Below are 16,725 nucleotides of genomic sequence, written 5' to 3'. Positions count from 1 at the left end.
GGCGCGGCCCTCGGCGGCGCGCTCGCCGCGACGGTGGGCGGGTCGGCCAGGGCCGAACACGGCAGCGCCACCCCCGCCTCGGACGCGAGCGCAAAGCTCGACACCGACGCGCACCTGTTCCGGCTCGCCGCGGCCGAGCCGAGTCGCTACGACGGCGGCACGCTGCGCGGCGCGCACGAAGGCACCTTTCCGGTGCTCACCGGTCAGCAGGCGTCGGTCTACCTCGTCGAACTCGAGGTCGGCGGGATCCGTGAGCCGCATTGGCATCCGACCGCGTGGGAGCTCAACTACATCATCTCCGGCAAGGCCGACTGGACCATTCTCGGCACCCACCCCGACGGCGCCTATCGCAACGATGTCTTCGAGGCGAGTCAGGGCGATCTGGTGTTCGTGCCGCAGGGCTTCTTCCACTACTTCGGCAACGCCAGTAATGCAGAGCCCCTGCGGGTTCTGGTGGTCTTCAACACCAGCGCGCAGGAGCCCAACGATGACATCGGCATCGTGGCCACGGTGAATTCGCTGCCTCGGGAGGTTCTCGCCGCCGCGTTCGGGGTGCCGGTCGCCGCGTTCGCCGGTGTCCCCACCGAGATCGAGCCGGTCGTGATCACCAAGCGAAAGTAGGGCTCAGGCCGGGACGCGGATGCCCGATCGCGCGCCCGTCTCCTGCACCCAGTCCAGCAGGACGCGCTGGCGCTGCCGTTGCGCTCGGCCATCGGTCCGGCCGTTCCTTCGCTCCGCCGCACGGGCCCTGCGCCGGCTGCGCCGCGAGATCAACGTGCTCAACTCACCCGCCGGCGCGATGCCCCGCGACACCGCCCAGTCGACCACCTCGCGGAACCATTCGCGTTCGGTGCGCACCACCCAGACGTAGACAACGGCGAAGATCAGGACGTACAGCAGCGTGCGCGTGACGATCGACCCGATCGGAACGCTCGCCGGGCTCGGCGCGTCCCAGCCGAAATGCAGTGCGGCGCCGAGCAGATAGAACATCGCCAAGACCTGCACGCGCCGCCTGCCCGGCCAATCCGCCCGCGCCACCGCGAGCACAATGCCGATGCCCGCGAGCGAGGTCAACATCCAGTGCGAGGTGACGCCCGTGAACAGCCGCAGCGCGCCGACCAGCATCGCGTTCGCCGGATTGTACTGTGCCGAAAGCAATCCCGCGTTCGCCGAGTAGGTGACGTTCTCCACCACCTGGAAGCCGAGGCCGGTGCAGCCGCCGAGCAGCAGGCCGTGCATCGGCCGATCCAGCAGCGGCCGCGCCAGCCATGCCACGGCGAACACGCCGACGCCCTTGATCGCCTCCTCCACGATCGCCGCGGAGATCGGCGCCTGCCAGTCGATCGCGAACGCGTCGCCCGCCAGATTCTGGATTATCCGCATGTTGTGGTCGTTGGCGAACATGGCGATGCCCGGCCCGGCCAGCGCGCCCCACAGAAATCCCATGAGAAGCGGTGTCCTGATCCGTTGTCGCGCCCGAAGCCGGTCCGAATGCAGGATCACCCACCCGAAGACGAGCATCGTCAGGAGCGCGAACGGCAGGCCGACCAGAATGTCGCGCCACGTCAGCACGGCCACCGGAGCCAACTGGAGCACCAACCCGACCACGCCGAGCAGCGCGACGATCCAGTACACCCAGAACAGAGCCGACCTCGGCTGGAACCACCTCATCGCCGCACCGTGAGCGACTCGAGTACGGGCGTCAGCTCTGGCAATGTCGCGTCCTCCCCCACCAGCACCAGCGTGACCGCCAGCTTCTCGTTCCCGACGATCGCGCACACCCCCGCCCGCACCGTCCCACGACAGGTCTTCCCCCGGAAACCGTGCGAGTTGACGACCTCTCCACCGTCGAAGCTCGCGTCGAACCCTTGCGCCCCAAGCACTTTCAATCGCCACGCGGCCGCATCCGGGAAATTCGTCACCCCGCCGATCACACTGACCGCCAACCGCGACCCATCCGGCCCGATCAACACCGCCGCCGACTCATCCCCCGTGGTCCGTCGCGCCCACCCCCCGACCCCACCGAACGTGACCGTGTCCGGTTCCTCTCCTGCCGCCGTCACCTCGATCTCCGCATCCGCGGCGACCGGCGTCTCTCGCGTCGGTACCAGGGCCGCTACCCCCGCCGGAACCACCACCAACGCCCCGACGACCGCGAGCACCAGCCCAGCCGGTCTCCAATCGTGGCCCGTACGGACCGGCTCACCCATCCACAAGCCTCCCTCGGATCCGCCCGGACCGTACCGAGAAACCACCGCTGAACAGCGACGTAGCCAGCTCAACGATAAGCGGCCCGCGGTGCGGATCGTGGCAGCCAAGGTGTGTGAGTCGGGTGGCAGCCGAGATCGCCGGATCGGTCCGACGAGACCCGCGTCTTCGCCCACAGCGAACGGAGGGAATCTCCGGAACAAAGGTGGGGGGTGGGGGGTTGAGTTGGTATCGCTCAACTTTTGGAAGGGTCGAACACGTGACTACACCACAGAACCTGCCGGTGCTGTTCCTGACCGATCCGATCGTGCTGCCGGGCATGGTCGTGCCCATCGAACTGGACGAATCGGCGCAGGCCGCCATCGACGCCGCGCGCGCCGCGAAGAGCGCCGACTCGCAGAACGCCGCGGTGCTGCTGGCGCCGCGCCTGGCCGAGGGCTACGCCTCGTACGGCGTCGTCGCCACCATCGAGCAGGTCGGCCGGATGCGCGGTGGCGCGCCGGCGGCCGTGCTGAAGGCGGAGCGGCGCGCGAAGATCGGACACGGGGTCACCGGTCCGGGCGCCGCGCTGTGGGTCGAGGCCGAGCCGGTCGAGACTCCAACGCCGGACGGCCGGACGAAGGAACTGGCCGCCGAGTACAAGAAGCTCGTCGTCTCGGTGCTGCAGCGCCGCGAGGCCTGGCAGATCATCGACGCGGTCAATCAGCTGACCGATCCGTCGGCGATCGCCGACACCGCCGGTTACGCGCCGTACCTCAGCGACGACCAGAAGCGTGAACTGCTGGAGACCCCGGACGTCAAGCAGCGGCTGACCACGCTGATCGAGTGGACCAAGGACCACATCGCGGAGGCCGAGGTCACCGAGAAGATCAGCGACGACGTCCGCGAGGGTCTGGAGAAGAGCCAGCGCGAGTTCCTGCTGCGCCAGCAGCTCAACGCCATCCGCAAGGAGCTCGGCGAGGATGAGCCCGACGGCGCCGACGACTACCGCACCCGGGTCGAGCAGGCGGACCTGCCCGACGACGTCCGCGCGGAGGCGCTGCGCGAGGTCGGCCGGCTGGAGCGCGCCAGCGATCAGAGCCCGGAGTCGGGCTGGATCCGGACGTGGCTCGACACCGTGCTCGACCTGCCGTGGACGGTGAAGACCACCGACAGCACCGACGTCTCGGCCGCCCGCGCGGTGCTGGACGCCGATCACCACGGCCTGGACGAGGTCAAGGACCGCATGGTCGAGTACCTGGCCGTGCGTTCCCGGCGGGCCTCGCGCGGGCTGGAGGTCGTCGGCGGCCGCGGCTCGGGCGCGGTGCTCGCGCTGGTCGGCCCGCCCGGTGTCGGCAAGACCTCGCTCGGCGAGTCCGTCGCACGCGCCATGGGGCGCAAATTCGTCCGGGTCGCCCTGGGCGGCGTGCGCGACGAGGCCGAGATCCGCGGTCACCGGCGCACCTACGTCGGCGCGCTGCCGGGCCGGATCGTCCGCGCCATCAAGGAGGCGGGGTCGATGAACCCCGTTGTCCTGCTGGACGAGATCGACAAGGTCGGCTCGGACTTCCGCGGCGACCCGGCGGCCGCGCTGCTCGAGGTGCTCGACCCGGCGCAGAACCACACGTTCCGCGATCACTACCTTGATCTGGACCTGGATCTGTCCGACGTGCTGTTCATCGCGACCGCCAACGTCATGGAGACCATCCCCGGCCCACTGCTGGACCGGATGGAGATGATCACCGTCGACGGCTACACCGAGGACGACAAGGTCGACATCGCCCGCGACTTCCTGGTGCCGAGGCAGCTGGAGCGCAACGCGTTGACCGCCGACGAGGTGACCGTCACCGACGCGGCACTGCGCGAGATCGCCGCCAACTACACCCGCGAGGCGGGCGTGCGGCAGATGGAGCGACTGATCGCGAAGGCGTTGCGCAAGGCCGCGACTCGGCTCTCTGAGGTCGGAACGGGTTCGGCCACAGCCGATCTCGGCTACGACGCGGAGCTGGGCTACGACGCGACGGAGAAGTCGCTGACGATCGACCTGGGCGATCTGAAGGACTACCTGGGCCGTCCGCGCTTCACCCCGGACTCGGTGGAACGCACCGCCGTCCCCGGCGTGGCGACCGGCCTCGCGGTGACCGGGCTCGGCGGCGACGTCCTCTACATCGAGGCCAACGCCGCGGAGGGCGAGCGCTCGCTGACCCTGACCGGTCAGCTCGGCGACGTGATGAAGGAGTCCGCGCAGATCGCGCTGACCTACGTGCGCTCGCACCTGGCGGAGATCGGCATCGAACCGTCGGTGCTGGATCGCAATATCCACGTGCACTTCCCGGCGGGCGCGGTCCCCAAGGACGGGCCGTCGGCGGGCGTCACCATGGTCACCGCGCTGGTGTCGCTGGCGCTGGGCAGGCAGGTACGCGCCGATGTCGGCATGACCGGCGAGGTCACGCTGAACGGGCGGGTGCTGCCGATCGGCGGCGTGAAGCAGAAGCTGCTCGCCGCGCAGCGCGCCGGCCTGAAGACGGTGTTCATCCCGGCCCGCAACGAGCCGGACCTGGACGACGTCCCGGCCGAAGTGCTTGCCGCACTGGATGTTCGCCCCGTCGGTGACGTAGCCGACATCCTGGCCTACGCCATCGAGCCGGTCGCCGAGCCTGCCCTGGACGGCAGGACCCTCGCGGCCACCGCCTGACGCGCAGGTCATGGGCCGGGCACCGCACGGTGCCCGGCCCATCGTCGTGTAACCGGTACGCAAGGGCGGTGCAAGCGGGCGCGCACAGGATCGGCGCATGACTTCGACCCAACATGTACCCGTTCTGATCGTCGGCGGTGGCCTGGTCGGACTGTCCGCCGCGCTGTTCCTCGAGTATCACGGGGTGCCGTTCGTGCTCATCGAGAAGCGGACCGGCGGCTCGACCCTGCCGCGCTCGCGGGGCGTGCACACCAGGACCGTCGAGTTGTTCCGCCAGCTGGGCATCGAGAATCGGGTTCAGCAGGCCGCCGCGACCGCGTTGAAGGCGGGCCGGTTCGGCGGCGCGATGCGAGGCGCCTCGCTGGCCACTGCGGAGCGACTCGACCTCGCCAATTTCATGAAGAGCCTGGAGAACCCGGAACCGAGCCCGTCCACCTTCTGCTTCCTGCCGCAGGCGCAGCTGGAGCCGATATTGACCGAGCTGGCCCGCGAGCGCGGCGGTGACCTGCGCTTCGGTGTCGAGCTGTGCGAGTTCGAGGCGGCCGCGGACGGCGTCGTCGCCACGCTGCGCGACCAGTCGGGGACCGTCTCGACATTGCGGGCCGACTACCTCATCGCCGCCGACGGCGCGGGCAGCCCGATCCGGCAGGCGCTCGGAATCACCGGCTGGGAACTGCCGCCGACCCACCACTACCTCAATGTCTTCGTGCGTGCCGACCTGACCGAGGTGCTCGACGGACGCACGTTCAGCCAGTGCGAGATCGTCAACGACACGGTGCGCGCCCTGGTGCTGACGAAGAACAACACCGACGAATGGTCGTTCCACCTCGAATACGACCCTGCCCGAACCGATCTCACCGACTATCCGGTGCAACGCTGTGCGGAGCTGGTCCGCGCCGCGATCGGCGTGCCCGATATCGCCGTCGAGGTATTGGCTAGAACCGCCTGGGACACCGGCGTTTTCGTCGCCGACGAATACCGCCGCGACCGCGTCTTCCTGGTCGGCGACGCCGCGCATCGGCACGCGCCGTGGGGCGGCTACGGCGCCAACACCGGAATCGCCGACGCACACAACCTGATCTGGAAGCTGGCGTCGGTCCTGTCCGGCACGGCCGGCCCCGCCCTGCTCGACACCTATCAGGCCGAGCGGCGACCGCGCGCGATCGTCGCCGCCGAGCAGGCCCGGCTCGGCACCGAGTTCACCACCCGCTACGGCATCGAAACCCCGGACAACGCAGCCGATCTCGCGCGACAGCTGAGCACGAACACGGTGATGTCCCGCTACCGGTACGACTCGACCGCCGTCCTCGGCGCGCGCCCCGGCGCCCCGCATGTCGACCTGCTCACCGGCCAGGCCGGCACCAGGGTGCCGCACCTGTGGATCGACTCGTCGCAGCGGATTTCGACCGTGGACCTGCCAGGCCCCGGCTTCGCCGTGCTGGTCACCGGAGCCTCGGCCGCGTGGCGCGACGCGGTGGCGGAGGCGCACTGGGAGACCGGCATCGACATCACCGTGCACGCGCTGCCCGCGGGCGAATGGGCGGCGCGCACCGGTCTGCCGGAGGGTGGCGCGCTGCTCGTCCGTCCGGACGGGTTCGTCGCCGGTCGGTCCGACGAGGACCTCTACCCGTCGACGCTCACCGCCGCGCTGCGCCGCATCAACGGCGTATTACCCAGTGACACAACGTTGCTCGGCGCGGCGGTCGGCGCATGATCGGCGAGACACGTGCCACTCGGGTGCTGTGGCGGTCAGCGCGTGAGCGTGAGACCGCGGCCCCCGATCACGCGTGAGCCAGTTCTCGCTCGACGCTGCGCGTGGTGCCCTGCGCCACCGCGCAGAGCACCGGCTCGTCGTCGGCGTCCTCGGCATAGATCTCGCAGCGGACGACCGCCTGGCGGCGGGTGGCGTCGGTGACGGTCGCGACGGCCCGCAACCGGACGCCCTTGGCCGGGCGCAGATACGTGATGCTGAAGCCGCCGGTCAGCACATTCGCGCCGAGCGCCGTCCCGGCGGCGAAGGTCAATGCGTTGTCGGCCGCATAGGACAGCACGCCGCCGTGCACGAAGCCGAACTGCTGGCACAGCTCCGGCCGGATGGGAATCACCAGCGTGACGGTGCCGTCGCCGAACTCGGCGATCTCGGTGCCGACCAGCTCGGCGAAGGGCTGTGCGGCCAGGATCTGTTTGGCCAGCTCGATATCGATGGTCATCGGTTGTCCTTCGTTCGTGGCGGCAGAGTACGGGTCCGCGCGCGATAGTCGGTGGTAGAGAGCGGCTTTCATGGTCGTGCTGTGCTCAGCGTCCGCCAGGCCGCATCGGCGAGTTCGTCCGCGACGCCGGTCGGCGCGACGAGCATGTCGCCGCCGAGCCATTGCCGGGAGTACTCCTGGGCCGGGCCGAGCCACAGCGCATACACCAGGTCGAACGGCAGATCGCGCACCGCGCCGTACCCGGCGTGCGTGCGCCACCAGCGCGCGACATTCCGCAGGAACTCGCGATTGCTGTCGCTCTCGCGCACGCCCGGCGGCCGCGCGGAGGTGAGAACCTTTGCCCGGTACTGGTTCTCGGCCACCCAGCGCAGATGCTCGCGAACGCCGGCGGTGACCCCTGCCCTGGCGTCGGAGCTGTCGCCGACCGCCGTCCAGAAGTGGCGCTGGTAGTCGGCCAGCGCGTTCGCCCACACCTGCCGATACAGGTCCGCCTTGTCCGGGAAGTGGTGATAGAGCGCGCCGACGCTGGCACCGGCCTCGTCCCGGATCTGGGCCAGCGTCGCGTCGAGCGCGCCCTGCTCCGCGAACTGCCGCTCGGCCGCCAGCAGCAACCGATCTCTAATCTTCACAACCAGAATTTAGTTCTGTTTTCAGGGTCGTGCAAGAGCAGGCGCGGCGTCACGGCCGGTCGGAGCGGAGTTCCGGCCGCGTGTCGCACCGGTGCGGTAAGACGGTGCTATGGCCAGGTGGCTGTTGCATGTCGATCTCGACCAGTTCCAGGCGGCGGTGGAGTTCCGGCGCCACCCGGAGCTGCGCGGCCTGCCGGTCATCGTCGGCGGCAACGGCGACCCCTCGGAGCCGCGCAAGGTGGTCACCTGCGCGTCCTATCCGGCGCGCGCGTTCGGCGTCCGGGCCGGGATGGCGCTGCGCACCGCCGAGCGCAAATGCCCGCAGGGTGTGTTCCTGCCCTTGGACATGGTCAGCTACGAGGAGGCGTCGGACGAGGTCATGTCGCTGCTGCGGACCTTCCCCGGCCGCGTCGAGGTGTGGGGCTGGGACGAAGCGTTCCTCGCCGCCGACACCGACGATCCGGAGGCGCTCGCCCGCGAAATCCGCAGCGCTATTGAGCAATTGGAGCTCACCTGCTCGGTCGGCATCGGCGATAACAAGCTCACGGCCAAGCTCGCCACCGGGTTCGCCAAGTCCACCGGCAAATCCGCCGACGGACCGGCCGCCGACGAGGGCGCGGCCGCGGGCATCTTCCGCCTCACCGCCGAGAACTGGACCGAGGTGATGGCGCATCGTCCGACGAATGCGTTGTGGGGCATAGGATCTCGGATCGCCACCCGCCTCGCCGACCTCGGCATCACCACCGTCGCGGACCTGATGGCCGCCGACCGGCACCGGCTCGCGGCCGAGTTCGGCCCGAACACCGGTCCCTACCTCTGGGTGCTCGGCCACGGCAAGGGCGACACCGACGTCACCACCGAGCCGCGAATCCCACTGGGCCGCAGCAAGTCGGAGACCTTCCCGCACGATCTGACCGACCCCGCGCAGATCCGCGCCCAGGTGGCTCGCCTGGCCACCGAGGTCGCCGAGGAGATGGCCGCGGCGGGCCGGCTCGGCACCCGCGTCTCGGTCACCGTCCGTACCAACACCTTCTACACCCGCAGCAAACAGGAGAAACTGCCTGCGCCCACCATCGACCCCGTCGAGATCGCCGAGACCGCCCTGCGCATCGTCGACCGCTTCCCCCTGGACCGCCCCGTCCGGCTGCTGGGCGTGCGCCTCGAACTGGTTCCGGAGTAGAACCGCCCGCGCACGGCGGGGCCGCGCGGGTCCGGGCCGACGCTCGTATGCTCGTCGCATGGAGTTCTGGGCGATGGTGGCGCACGAATCGGATAGCGGGATCGTTCTGACCAAGCAGGAGGTCGGGGAGGATTTCCTCGGCCAGGGCGAGGTGACGATCAAGGTGCACTTCTCCAGCGCGAACTATAAGGACGGGCTGGCGATCACCCCGGGCGGCGGGGTGGTGCGCAAGTACCCGATCATTCCCGGCATCGACATCACCGGCGAGGTCGTCTCGTCCGAGGACGACGACTTCGCCCCCGGTGACCTGGTGGTGGCGCACGGCTACGACATCGGCGTCGCACACAACGGCGGGTTCGCCGAGTACGCCCGGGTGCCCGCCGACTGGGTGGTGAAGCTGGACGGCCTGAGCCCGCGCGACGCCGCCGCGCTGGGCACCGCGGGTTTCACCGCGGGACTGAGCGTGCAAGCCCTGCTCGATCGCGGCATCACCCCGGAGACGGGCGCGGTGCTGGTCACCGGCGCGACCGGCGGGGTGGGCAGCGTGAGCATCGACATCCTGTCCGGCCTCGGTTACGAGATCGTCGCCTCCACCGGTAAGACCGACGCGGGCGAGCTGCTGAGCGAGCTCGGCGCCAACGAGGTCATCGGCCGCTTGCCCGAGGACCCGGACGCGAAGCCGCGTCCGTTGAACAAGGCGCGTTGGGCCGCCGCGATCGACAGCGTCGGCGGCAAGTCGCTCGCCCACATCCTCAGCGCCATCGGCTACGGCGGCACCGTCGCGGTGAGCGGCCTGACCGGCGGTTCCGGCCTGCCCACCACCGTGCTGCCGTTCATCCTGCGCGGGGTCGCGCTGCTCGGCATCGACTCCGTGTTCGTCCCGATCGAGAAGCGCCGCGAGCTGTGGACCCGGCTGGCCAATGAGCTACGCCCGCAACATCTCTCGTCGCTCACCCGGTTCGCCTCGATCACCGACGCGGCCGAGGTGCTGAACTCCATCCAGAACGGCAGCCATACCGGGCGGACCGTCTTCAACGTTCTCGGCGAGTTCTGACAGACGCACTGAAGGCCGGCTCGATCAGGATCGAGCCGGCCCTTCGGTCCAGGCCTACTCGGCGAGCGCGGGCTCTTCGACTGGCTCTGCCTGCGTGGTCTTACCCCGCATGACGAACAGGGCGACCAGCGCGCCCGCCAGGATTCCGGCCCCGCCCGCCAGGAAACTGACCGACATGGCGGTACTGAAGGCCTCCCGCGCGGTCGCCACCAACCCGGTGTCGCCTGAGGCCAGCGCCAAGGCGTCGCCGATCGACTGCCGGGCCGCCGCCGGGGCCGAGTCCGGCATGGCGCCGGTGTAAGCGCTGGACAGCACGCTGCCGAGCACCGCGATGCCCAGGGCCGCGCCCGCCTGCTGGATGGTGTCGTTCAGCGCCGACCCGACGCCGGCCTGCTCCTGCGGGACCGCGCCCATCAGCGCGGCGATGGCCGCGGGCTGCGCGAGCCCGGCTCCGGCGCCGAGCACGACCAGCGCGACGGTGAGCACGCCGAAGCCGCTGTCCGCGCCCAGACCGGCCAGCAGGCCGAGGCCGACGGCGGAGACGAGCATGCCGGTGACGGCGAGCGTGCGGTTGCCGACCTTGCCGCCGAGCCCGGCGCCCAGGCCGTTGAACGCGATGGAGGCGACCATCATCGGGATGAACGCCAACCCCGCCTCGGTCGGCGAGTAGCCGAGCACGAACTGCAGATACTGCGTGAGCACCAGCAGCAGACCACCGTTGGCCACCTGCACCAGCGTCAGCGACAGGCTGCCGCCCGCGAAATCGCGGTCGCGGAACAACTCCAGCGGCACCATCGGATGCGCGACGCGCCGCTCCCACACCAGGAACGCGACGAGGCTCGCGGCCGCGACGACCAGCGCGATCACCGTGGACGTGTGCTCGAAACCGCCCTTGGGGAACTCGATGATGGTCCACACCAGCGCGGTCATCCCGACCATGGACAGCACCGCACCCGGCACGTCCGGCTTGGTCCACGGGCCCTTCGACTCCGGCATGAGCGTGAGCGCGGCGACGATGGCCACCGCCGCGACCGGAACGTTGATCAAAAACGCCGCGCCCCACCAGAAGTGCGCGATCAGCACGCCGCCGAGCACCGGACCGCCCACCAGGCCGAGCACCGAGGCGGCACTCCAGAAGCTCATCGCCTTGCGCCGCTCCTCGGCGTCGAACACGGTGATCAGGATCGACAGCGTGCTCGGAAGCACCAGCGCGCCGCCGACGCCCATCACGACGCGGGCCACGATCAGCTCGACCGGACTCGACGCCAGCGTGGCGCCCAGCGAGGCGACGCCGAACAGGGCGAGGCCGACGATCATCACCCGCCGCCTGCCGAAGCGGTCGGCCAGGCTGCCCGAGGTGAGCAGCAGGCCCGCGAAGACGAGGATGTAGGAGTCCAGGATCCACTGGATGTCCTGGGCGCTCGCATGCAGATCCTCGGCGAGCACCGGCACCGCCACGGCGAGCACGAAATTGTCGATGACCAGGACGAGCGTGCTGAGGCACAGCACGATCAGGATCCACCAGCGTCTGGGATCGCGGGTCTCGATGGGGTTCATCGGTCACTCTCTTCTCACGGTGTTGCGTACGTTGTTCTTAGTCTGCGAACAATGTACGCATGCTTTTAGTGCGTTCGCAAGAGCGAACATCGTGCGCTACCCTGGTCGGCAACGGAAGGGAGGCGGTGTGGCCGTCGAGAAGCAGGTCGGATCGGTGTGGACGCGTCCGCGCAAGGGCAGGGAGCAGCCCGCGCTGACCAGGGAGCAGATCGTGGCCGAGGCCGTCGCGCTGCTGGATGCCGAGGGCATGGACGCGCTCACCATGCGCCAGCTCGGCGCCCGCCTGAACGCGGGCGCGACCTCGCTGTACCGGCACGTCGCCAACCGCGACGAACTCATCGAGCTGGTGGTCGACGAGGTGTACGGCGAGATCCGGGTGCCCGAGCTCGCCGACCCCGCGGCCTGGCGCACGGCCACCGAGGAGTGCGCGCAGAGCCTGCGCGCGATGATCCTGCGACACCCGTGGATGGCCTCGACCCTGGGCCAGGTCGGGCTGTCCTACCTGGGCCCGAATGTCATGCGGCTCAACGACGGCCTGGTCGGGCTGTTCGAGGCGGGCGGGTTCCCGGCGGCGGAGACGGGCGACGCCATCAGCGCGTTGATGAGCTACGTCGTCGGAATGGGCATCACCGAGGCGGCCTGGCTGGCCATGCTCGCCCGCTCCGGCCAGACGGAGCGGGAGTTCGTCGCCGACCTGCGACCCGCCGCCGAGGAGGCCGCCAAGGACTACCCGCGATTTCGCCAGGACGACTGGGACGACGACCCGGTCGAGCGGCGCGAGCGAAAATTCCGCTACGGCCTCGAGCGAGTTCTGGACGGACTCGCCACCCGCCGCGACGCGTAGCCCCCGCGCGAAATCCGCACTGGTACCTTGGCATTCGCACGCTTCCTGAGCGCCTTCAAGGGTGCGAATTCTGGGAGAAGGCGCGGATAGCCGACGTCAGTGCCAGGTGTGATCCGTGAGCGGTGTGCGCGGGCCGAACTTCGGCTTGTGCGCCTGGCCGCTGATCTCCAGCAGCCGAACCGCCCGATAACGGTGTGGCCGAAGCGGTTCCAGGTACTCGACCATCGTGTCGTCGTCGATCGGGTGGCCGAGCAGGGTCCAGCCGATGATGGCCGCGAGGTGGAAGTCGCCGACCGAGAGCGCGTCCGCGTCGCCGAACGCGCGCTGCGCGGTCTCGGCGGCGGTCCACACGCCGATCCCGGGGATCGTGCGCAATCGACGGGCGGCCTCGGCGGGGTCCACGCCGGACGCCCGTTCCAAGGAGCCGGCGACCCGGGCGGCCCGCACGATCGTCTGCGCCCGCTGCGGACCGACATTGGCGCGGTGGAACGCCCAGGACGGCACCCGCCGCCAGGTCTCGGCGTCGGGCGGCAGCCGAAGACCCTCCGGGGCGGGACCCGGAGCGGGATCGCCGAATTGACGCACCAGTTGCCGCCACGACCTGCGCGCCGAGATGGTGTGCACCTTCTGCTCGAGCACCGAGGGCACGAGCGCCTCGAGGACGAGGCCGGTGCGCAACATCCGCAATCCGGGGAAGCGTCGATGCGCCTCGACCAGTTTGGGGTGGTCCGGGGCGAAGCCGTCGGTGTCCTCGTCCAGGCACAGCATGTGGTCGAGGCCGTCGAGGAACTCCTCGGCGCCGGGACCCCAGGCCTGGCCGCGCACCGCGCACGGACCCGCCTGCGTCAGCCGGTAGGTGACGGGGCCGGAGGACATTCGGGAGGCGTGCCAGTGCGCGCCGTCGCCGGTTGTCTGGTGACACGGGTCGCCCGGGCCGCGGCGCAGCGGGGCGATGGTGCACGCCAGGTCGATCGGGCGGTCGGACGTGACGGTCCTGGCCAGGCCGGTCGGCTCCCCCACCGGCTCGACCGTCGCGTTACGCATCGCACCATTCTGCCCGACGGCTTCGCGCGGAATGCGTGCCGGTCACCGTCGATCGAGAAATTGGTCACACACAACACATTTCACCGCTATTCGATACCGAATGCGCATGACCGCGCGTGGCCGGTATTTTGTAACGCGAAGAATGCATGTGGCGATATTGGTTCCGATCGGCAAACAGCTGGCAGTCGCCACACGGAGGTATCGAATGATCACCAACTTGCTCAACTGGTTGCTCAACGCCTGGGGCGGTGTCTCCGCAGGCAGTTCGGGTTATCAGATTCCGCCCGGCACCCTGCCGTTCGGTAGCTGACCCGCCGCGCGCGCTCGCCGGGACCGCTGCCCCGGCGAGCGCGCGAAAGCCTCACCGCTCCAACAGGAATTGCGCGAGATGGCGTCCTCGGCGACCGGCCAGCTGCGCGGCCTGGGTGCGGCACGAGAAGCCGTCCGCGAGGAATATCGACTCGTCCTCGACGGCGCGAAGGGTCGGGAGCAGCCCGTTCTCCGCCACCGCGACCGAAATGTCGTAATGGTCCCGCTGCATTCCGAAGTTTCCCGCCAGGCCGCAGCAGCCCGTGACCTCAGTCACCTTGATTCCCATTGTGGTTAACAATTGGCGATCGGTCTCGAATCCGAGAATGGCGTGGTGATGACAATGCGGCTGAACCACCACCTTTCGGTCGGTTTGCCGGGGTGGCCGCCAGTTCGATTGTTCCGACAGGAACTCCGCGAGCGTGCGCACCGCCCGTGCCGTCGCCGCGGCGCGCGGATCCTCCGGTAGCAGTTCGGGCAGGTCCGACCGCAGCACCGCGGTGCAGGACGGTTCGAGGCCGACCACGAGGCCACCGCCGCGCACATGCTCGTGCACCGCGTCCAGCGTGGCGCGCAGCCGCGCGCGGGCGCCATCCAGCTGGCCGGTGCTGATCCAGGTCAGCCCGCAGCACACCCGGCGTTCGGGAATACGCACCCGGTAGCCGAGCGACTGCACCAATTCCACTGCGGCCAGCGCGATCTCGGGGTCGAAGGCGTCGGTGAAGGTATCGATCCACAGCATCACCTCGGGACGGTCCGCTTCCGTCGCAGCCGTGACGTCCAGGTCCCGCGCGGCCGTGTGGCCTTGCGTTGCGGTGCGGTCTTGCGTAGCTGTGTGGCCGAGATCCCGCCACATCCGGCGAAAACTACGGTCCGCCAGCCGCGGCACCTCGCGCCTCGGGTCGATTCCCGCCGCGCGCAACCCGATTCGGCGCAGCACCGCGTTGCCCGCCAGCGCGTTGGCGGTGCGCGGCAGCAGGGTCGCCAGCGCCAGCCAGCGCGGCAGCCAGCCGAGCGAGTAGTGATCGCGCGGACGGGGTCGGTGCCGATACCGGCGATACAGTGCCTCGGACTTGTAGGTGGCCACGTCCACTCCCGCCGGACAGTCGGACCGACATGCCTTGCAGGACAGGCACAGATCGAGCGACTCGGCGACCGCGGCGGACGACCACGGCAGCGCGCCGCGAACCACCTCCTGCAACACCCTGGCGCGGCCGCGGGTGCTGTCCTTCTCGTCCTTGGTGGCCAGGTAGGACGGGCACATGAAACCACCGGCGGCGCGGGTGTCGGCGCGGCACTTGCCGACGCCGACGCACCGGTGCACCGCGGTGCCGAGGTCGCCGCGGTCCTCCGGGAACGCGAAACCGCGCGCGACGGGGACCGGCGGCAGCCCGGCCAGCCGGAGATCGGCGTCGATCGGCCGCGGCTCGACCAGCACCCCGGGGTTGAGCACGTCGGCGGGGTCGAAAAGAGCCTTGTACCCGACGAATACGTCGAGCACGGAGCGGGAGTACATGAGCGAGAGCAGCTCCGAGCGGGCCCGTCCGTCGCCGTGCTCGCCGGACAGCGAACCGCCGTGGCGCACAACGAGTTCGGCGGCGTCGAACAGGAAGCGCCGAAAGCGTTGCGGCGCTTCGGCGATCGGCAGGTCGAGCCGCACGTGGATGCAGCCGTCGCCGATGTGGCCGTACAGCAATCCGTCCACCCCGTGCTCGCGGGTCAGGTCGGCGAAGTCGCGCAGGTAGGCGCCGAGTCGCTCCGGCGGCACCGCCGCGTCCTCCCAGCCGGGCCAGGCGGGCTGCCCGTCCGGCGTGCGTCCGGCCAGGCCCGCGCCGTCCGCGCGAATGTGCCACAGTGCCGCTGCGGCAGCGGGATCCGCGACGACGCGCGAGTCCAGCGCGTCTACCGAGCGGCGCAATCGTTCGGCCACGGCCAGCGCCTCGGCGGGAGTGTCGCCGCTGGTCTCCACGAACAGCCAGCCGCCCCCGCGCGGCAGCTCTGGCACGGTGCCGCGATGGGCGCGGACCGCGTCGACGAGCCGCGCGTCGATCCCCTCGACCGCGGTCGGCCCGCACGCCATCACCGCGGCGACATTGTCGGCGGCGGTGGCGATATCGGGATAGCCGAGCACGGTCAGCACCGCGGCCTTCGGCAACTCGACCAGCTCGACCGTCGCGTCGAGCAGCAGGCCGCAGGTGCCTTCGGACCCGACGAACGCCTTCGCGACCGCCGAACCGCGTTCTGGCAGAAGATGTTCCAGCCCGTAGCCGGATGCCTGGCGCTCGAAGCGCCCGAGATCGGTGCGCAAAGCCGCGAGGTGGGCGGCGGTGAACTCGGCCAGTCCCGGCAGCACCGACAGATCGTTCGCGAGCCTGCGCTCGGCGCCCGTTCCGTCGAGGATCCGCAGCTCCCGCACCGTGTCCGAGGTGCGGCCCCAGGCCACGGCGCGCGGACCGCAGGCGTTGTTGCCGATCATGCCGCCGAGCGTGCACCGGTTCTGGGTCGACGGATCCGGCCCGAACCGCAGGCCGTGTGGCCGCGCCGCGCGCTGTAGCTCCGACAGCACGACCCCGGGTTGCACCCGCGCGACCCGCGCCTGCGCGTCGATCTCGAGGATTCGATTCAGGTGTCTGCTGAAATCTAGGACCAGACCCGGCCCGATGGCATTGCCCGCGACCGAGGTACCCCCGCCGCGCGCCGTCACCGCCCAACCGTTCTCCCTGGCGAATTCGAGCGCGACAGCCACATCCGCGTCCGTGCGGGGAAAGACGACGGCCCGCGGTGGCACCCGATAGTTCGAGGCGTCCGACGAATACTCCGCCCGCCGCCGTTCCGACGCGTCGACCTCCCCGTCGAGCCTGCCACTGAGCGCTGCCACCACCCGGTCCTCGGTCACCCGGCCAGCCTAGGCCCGGACACCTGCTATGGCCGCGGTTCGCTGTGCGCGAAATCGTATGACCACCGGAAACGACTTGCTCTCAACCATTGTTGAGGTCTTAGTGTCGGTGCCGAGGTC

Annotated in this window: 13 protein-coding genes; 6 read left to right on the top strand and 7 right to left on the bottom strand. The window is 70.0% G+C overall.

Translation table 11 applies throughout. The features are described 5' to 3' along the window. On the top strand, positions 1-621 hold a 621-nt coding region (locus tag ON39_RS33410; protein WP_218006188.1), incomplete at its 5' end, for a cupin domain-containing protein. Positions 622-624: 3 nt separating this feature from the next. Here the strand turns inward: ON39_RS33410 and ON39_RS33405 are convergent. Together ON39_RS33405 and ON39_RS33400 are read right to left on the bottom strand one after the other, a co-directional pair. Then, the gene (locus ON39_RS33405) at positions 625-1,671 is read right to left on the bottom strand and encodes a PrsW family intramembrane metalloprotease (protein WP_040740169.1); all 1,047 of its coding nucleotides are present in this window, start codon (positions 1,669-1,671) and stop codon (positions 625-627) included. Further along, positions 1,668-2,210: a hypothetical protein gene (locus ON39_RS33400; RefSeq protein WP_110293587.1), complete on the bottom strand. Its 543-nt coding sequence runs from the start codon at positions 2,208-2,210 to the stop codon at positions 1,668-1,670. The genes ON39_RS33405 and ON39_RS33400 overlap by 4 nt, the downstream gene beginning before the upstream one ends. A gap of 317 nt (positions 2,211-2,527) precedes the next feature. Here ON39_RS33400 and lon point away from each other — a divergent pair, with 317 nt between their 5' ends. Then, positions 2,528-4,882 carry an endopeptidase La gene (gene lon, locus ON39_RS33395; protein ID WP_051187442.1) on the top strand — a complete coding sequence of 785 codons (2,355 nt, stop codon included), beginning with the start codon at positions 2,528-2,530 and terminating at the stop codon, positions 4,880-4,882. 97 nt (positions 4,883-4,979) lie between these two features. Continuing rightward, entirely contained in the window at positions 4,980-6,596 is a 1,617-nt protein-coding gene (locus tag ON39_RS33390; RefSeq protein WP_051187439.1) for an FAD-dependent monooxygenase, read from the top strand. Positions 6,597-6,663: 67 nt separating this feature from the next. On the opposite strand, the gene ON39_RS33385 is transcribed toward ON39_RS33390, so the two are convergent. Further along, entirely contained in the window at positions 6,664-7,092 is a 429-nt protein-coding gene (locus tag ON39_RS33385) for a PaaI family thioesterase (protein ID WP_040740164.1), read from the bottom strand. A gap of 68 nt (positions 7,093-7,160) precedes the next feature. After that, on the bottom strand, positions 7,161-7,721 hold the full coding sequence (locus ON39_RS33380; protein ID WP_040740162.1) for a TetR/AcrR family transcriptional regulator: 561 nt from the start codon (positions 7,719-7,721) through the stop codon (positions 7,161-7,163). Positions 7,722-7,830: 109 nt separating this feature from the next. Here ON39_RS33380 and ON39_RS33375 point away from each other — a divergent pair, with 109 nt between their 5' ends. Together ON39_RS33375 and ON39_RS33370 are read left to right on the top strand one after the other, a co-directional pair. After that, positions 7,831-8,901 (top strand): DNA polymerase IV, encoded by a 1,071-nt coding sequence (locus tag ON39_RS33375; protein WP_040740161.1) that lies wholly within the window; start codon positions 7,831-7,833, stop codon positions 8,899-8,901. A gap of 58 nt (positions 8,902-8,959) precedes the next feature. Further along, positions 8,960-9,955, top strand: coding sequence for an oxidoreductase (locus tag ON39_RS33370; RefSeq protein WP_040740160.1), 996 nt, complete (start codon positions 8,960-8,962; stop codon positions 9,953-9,955). 54 nt (positions 9,956-10,009) lie between these two features. On the opposite strand, the gene ON39_RS33365 is transcribed toward ON39_RS33370, so the two are convergent. Next, the gene (locus ON39_RS33365) at positions 10,010-11,512 is read right to left on the bottom strand and encodes an MFS transporter (RefSeq protein WP_040740158.1); all 1,503 of its coding nucleotides are present in this window, start codon (positions 11,510-11,512) and stop codon (positions 10,010-10,012) included. Between the two features lie 127 nt (positions 11,513-11,639). Between ON39_RS33365 and ON39_RS33360 the strand changes: the two genes are divergently transcribed. Next, positions 11,640-12,356: a TetR/AcrR family transcriptional regulator C-terminal domain-containing protein gene (locus ON39_RS33360; RefSeq protein ID WP_040740156.1), complete on the top strand. Its 717-nt coding sequence runs from the start codon at positions 11,640-11,642 to the stop codon at positions 12,354-12,356. A gap of 96 nt (positions 12,357-12,452) precedes the next feature. Here ON39_RS33360 and ON39_RS33355 read toward each other — a convergent pair whose 3' ends face one another. Next, positions 12,453-13,400 carry a DNA-3-methyladenine glycosylase family protein gene (locus ON39_RS33355; RefSeq protein WP_051187438.1) on the bottom strand — a complete coding sequence of 316 codons (948 nt, stop codon included), beginning with the start codon at positions 13,398-13,400 and terminating at the stop codon, positions 12,453-12,455. A gap of 361 nt (positions 13,401-13,761) precedes the next feature. Further along, entirely contained in the window at positions 13,762-16,605 is a 2,844-nt protein-coding gene (locus ON39_RS33350) for an FAD-binding and (Fe-S)-binding domain-containing protein (RefSeq protein WP_051187437.1), read from the bottom strand. Positions 16,606-16,725 lie beyond the last annotated feature (120 nt).

Origin of the sequence: Nocardia tenerifensis NBRC 101015 (assembly GCF_000308715.1) — a bacterium.
Lineage (GTDB): Bacteria > Actinomycetota > Actinomycetes > Mycobacteriales > Mycobacteriaceae > Nocardia > Nocardia tenerifensis.
This window is presented reverse-complemented; position numbering and strand designations above follow the sequence as displayed.

What these genes read in the sequence shown, in the direction of transcription:
- ON39_RS33405 (WP_040740169.1), bottom strand. Translation starts at nt 1,671, where the DNA reads ATGAGGTGGTTCCAGCCGAGGTCGGCTCTGTTCTGGGTGTACTGGATC.
- lon (WP_051187442.1), top strand. Translation starts at nt 2,528, where the DNA reads ATGGTCGTGCCCATCGAACTGGACGAATCGGCGCAGGCCGCCATCGAC.
- ON39_RS33390 (WP_051187439.1), top strand. Translation starts at nt 4,980, where the DNA reads ATGACTTCGACCCAACATGTACCCGTTCTGATCGTCGGCGGTGGCCTG.
- ON39_RS33370 (WP_040740160.1), top strand. Translation starts at nt 8,960, where the DNA reads ATGGAGTTCTGGGCGATGGTGGCGCACGAATCGGATAGCGGGATCGTT.
- ON39_RS33385 (WP_040740164.1), bottom strand. Translation starts at nt 7,092, where the DNA reads ATGACCATCGATATCGAGCTGGCCAAACAGATCCTGGCCGCACAGCCC.
- ON39_RS33400 (WP_110293587.1), bottom strand. Translation starts at nt 2,210, where the DNA reads ATGGGTGAGCCGGTCCGTACGGGCCACGATTGGAGACCGGCTGGGCTG.
- ON39_RS33375 (WP_040740161.1), top strand. Translation starts at nt 7,831, where the DNA reads ATGGCCAGGTGGCTGTTGCATGTCGATCTCGACCAGTTCCAGGCGGCG.
- ON39_RS33355 (WP_051187438.1), bottom strand. Translation starts at nt 13,400, where the DNA reads ATGCGTAACGCGACGGTCGAGCCGGTGGGGGAGCCGACCGGCCTGGCC.
- ON39_RS33365 (WP_040740158.1), bottom strand. Translation starts at nt 11,512, where the DNA reads ATGAACCCCATCGAGACCCGCGATCCCAGACGCTGGTGGATCCTGATC.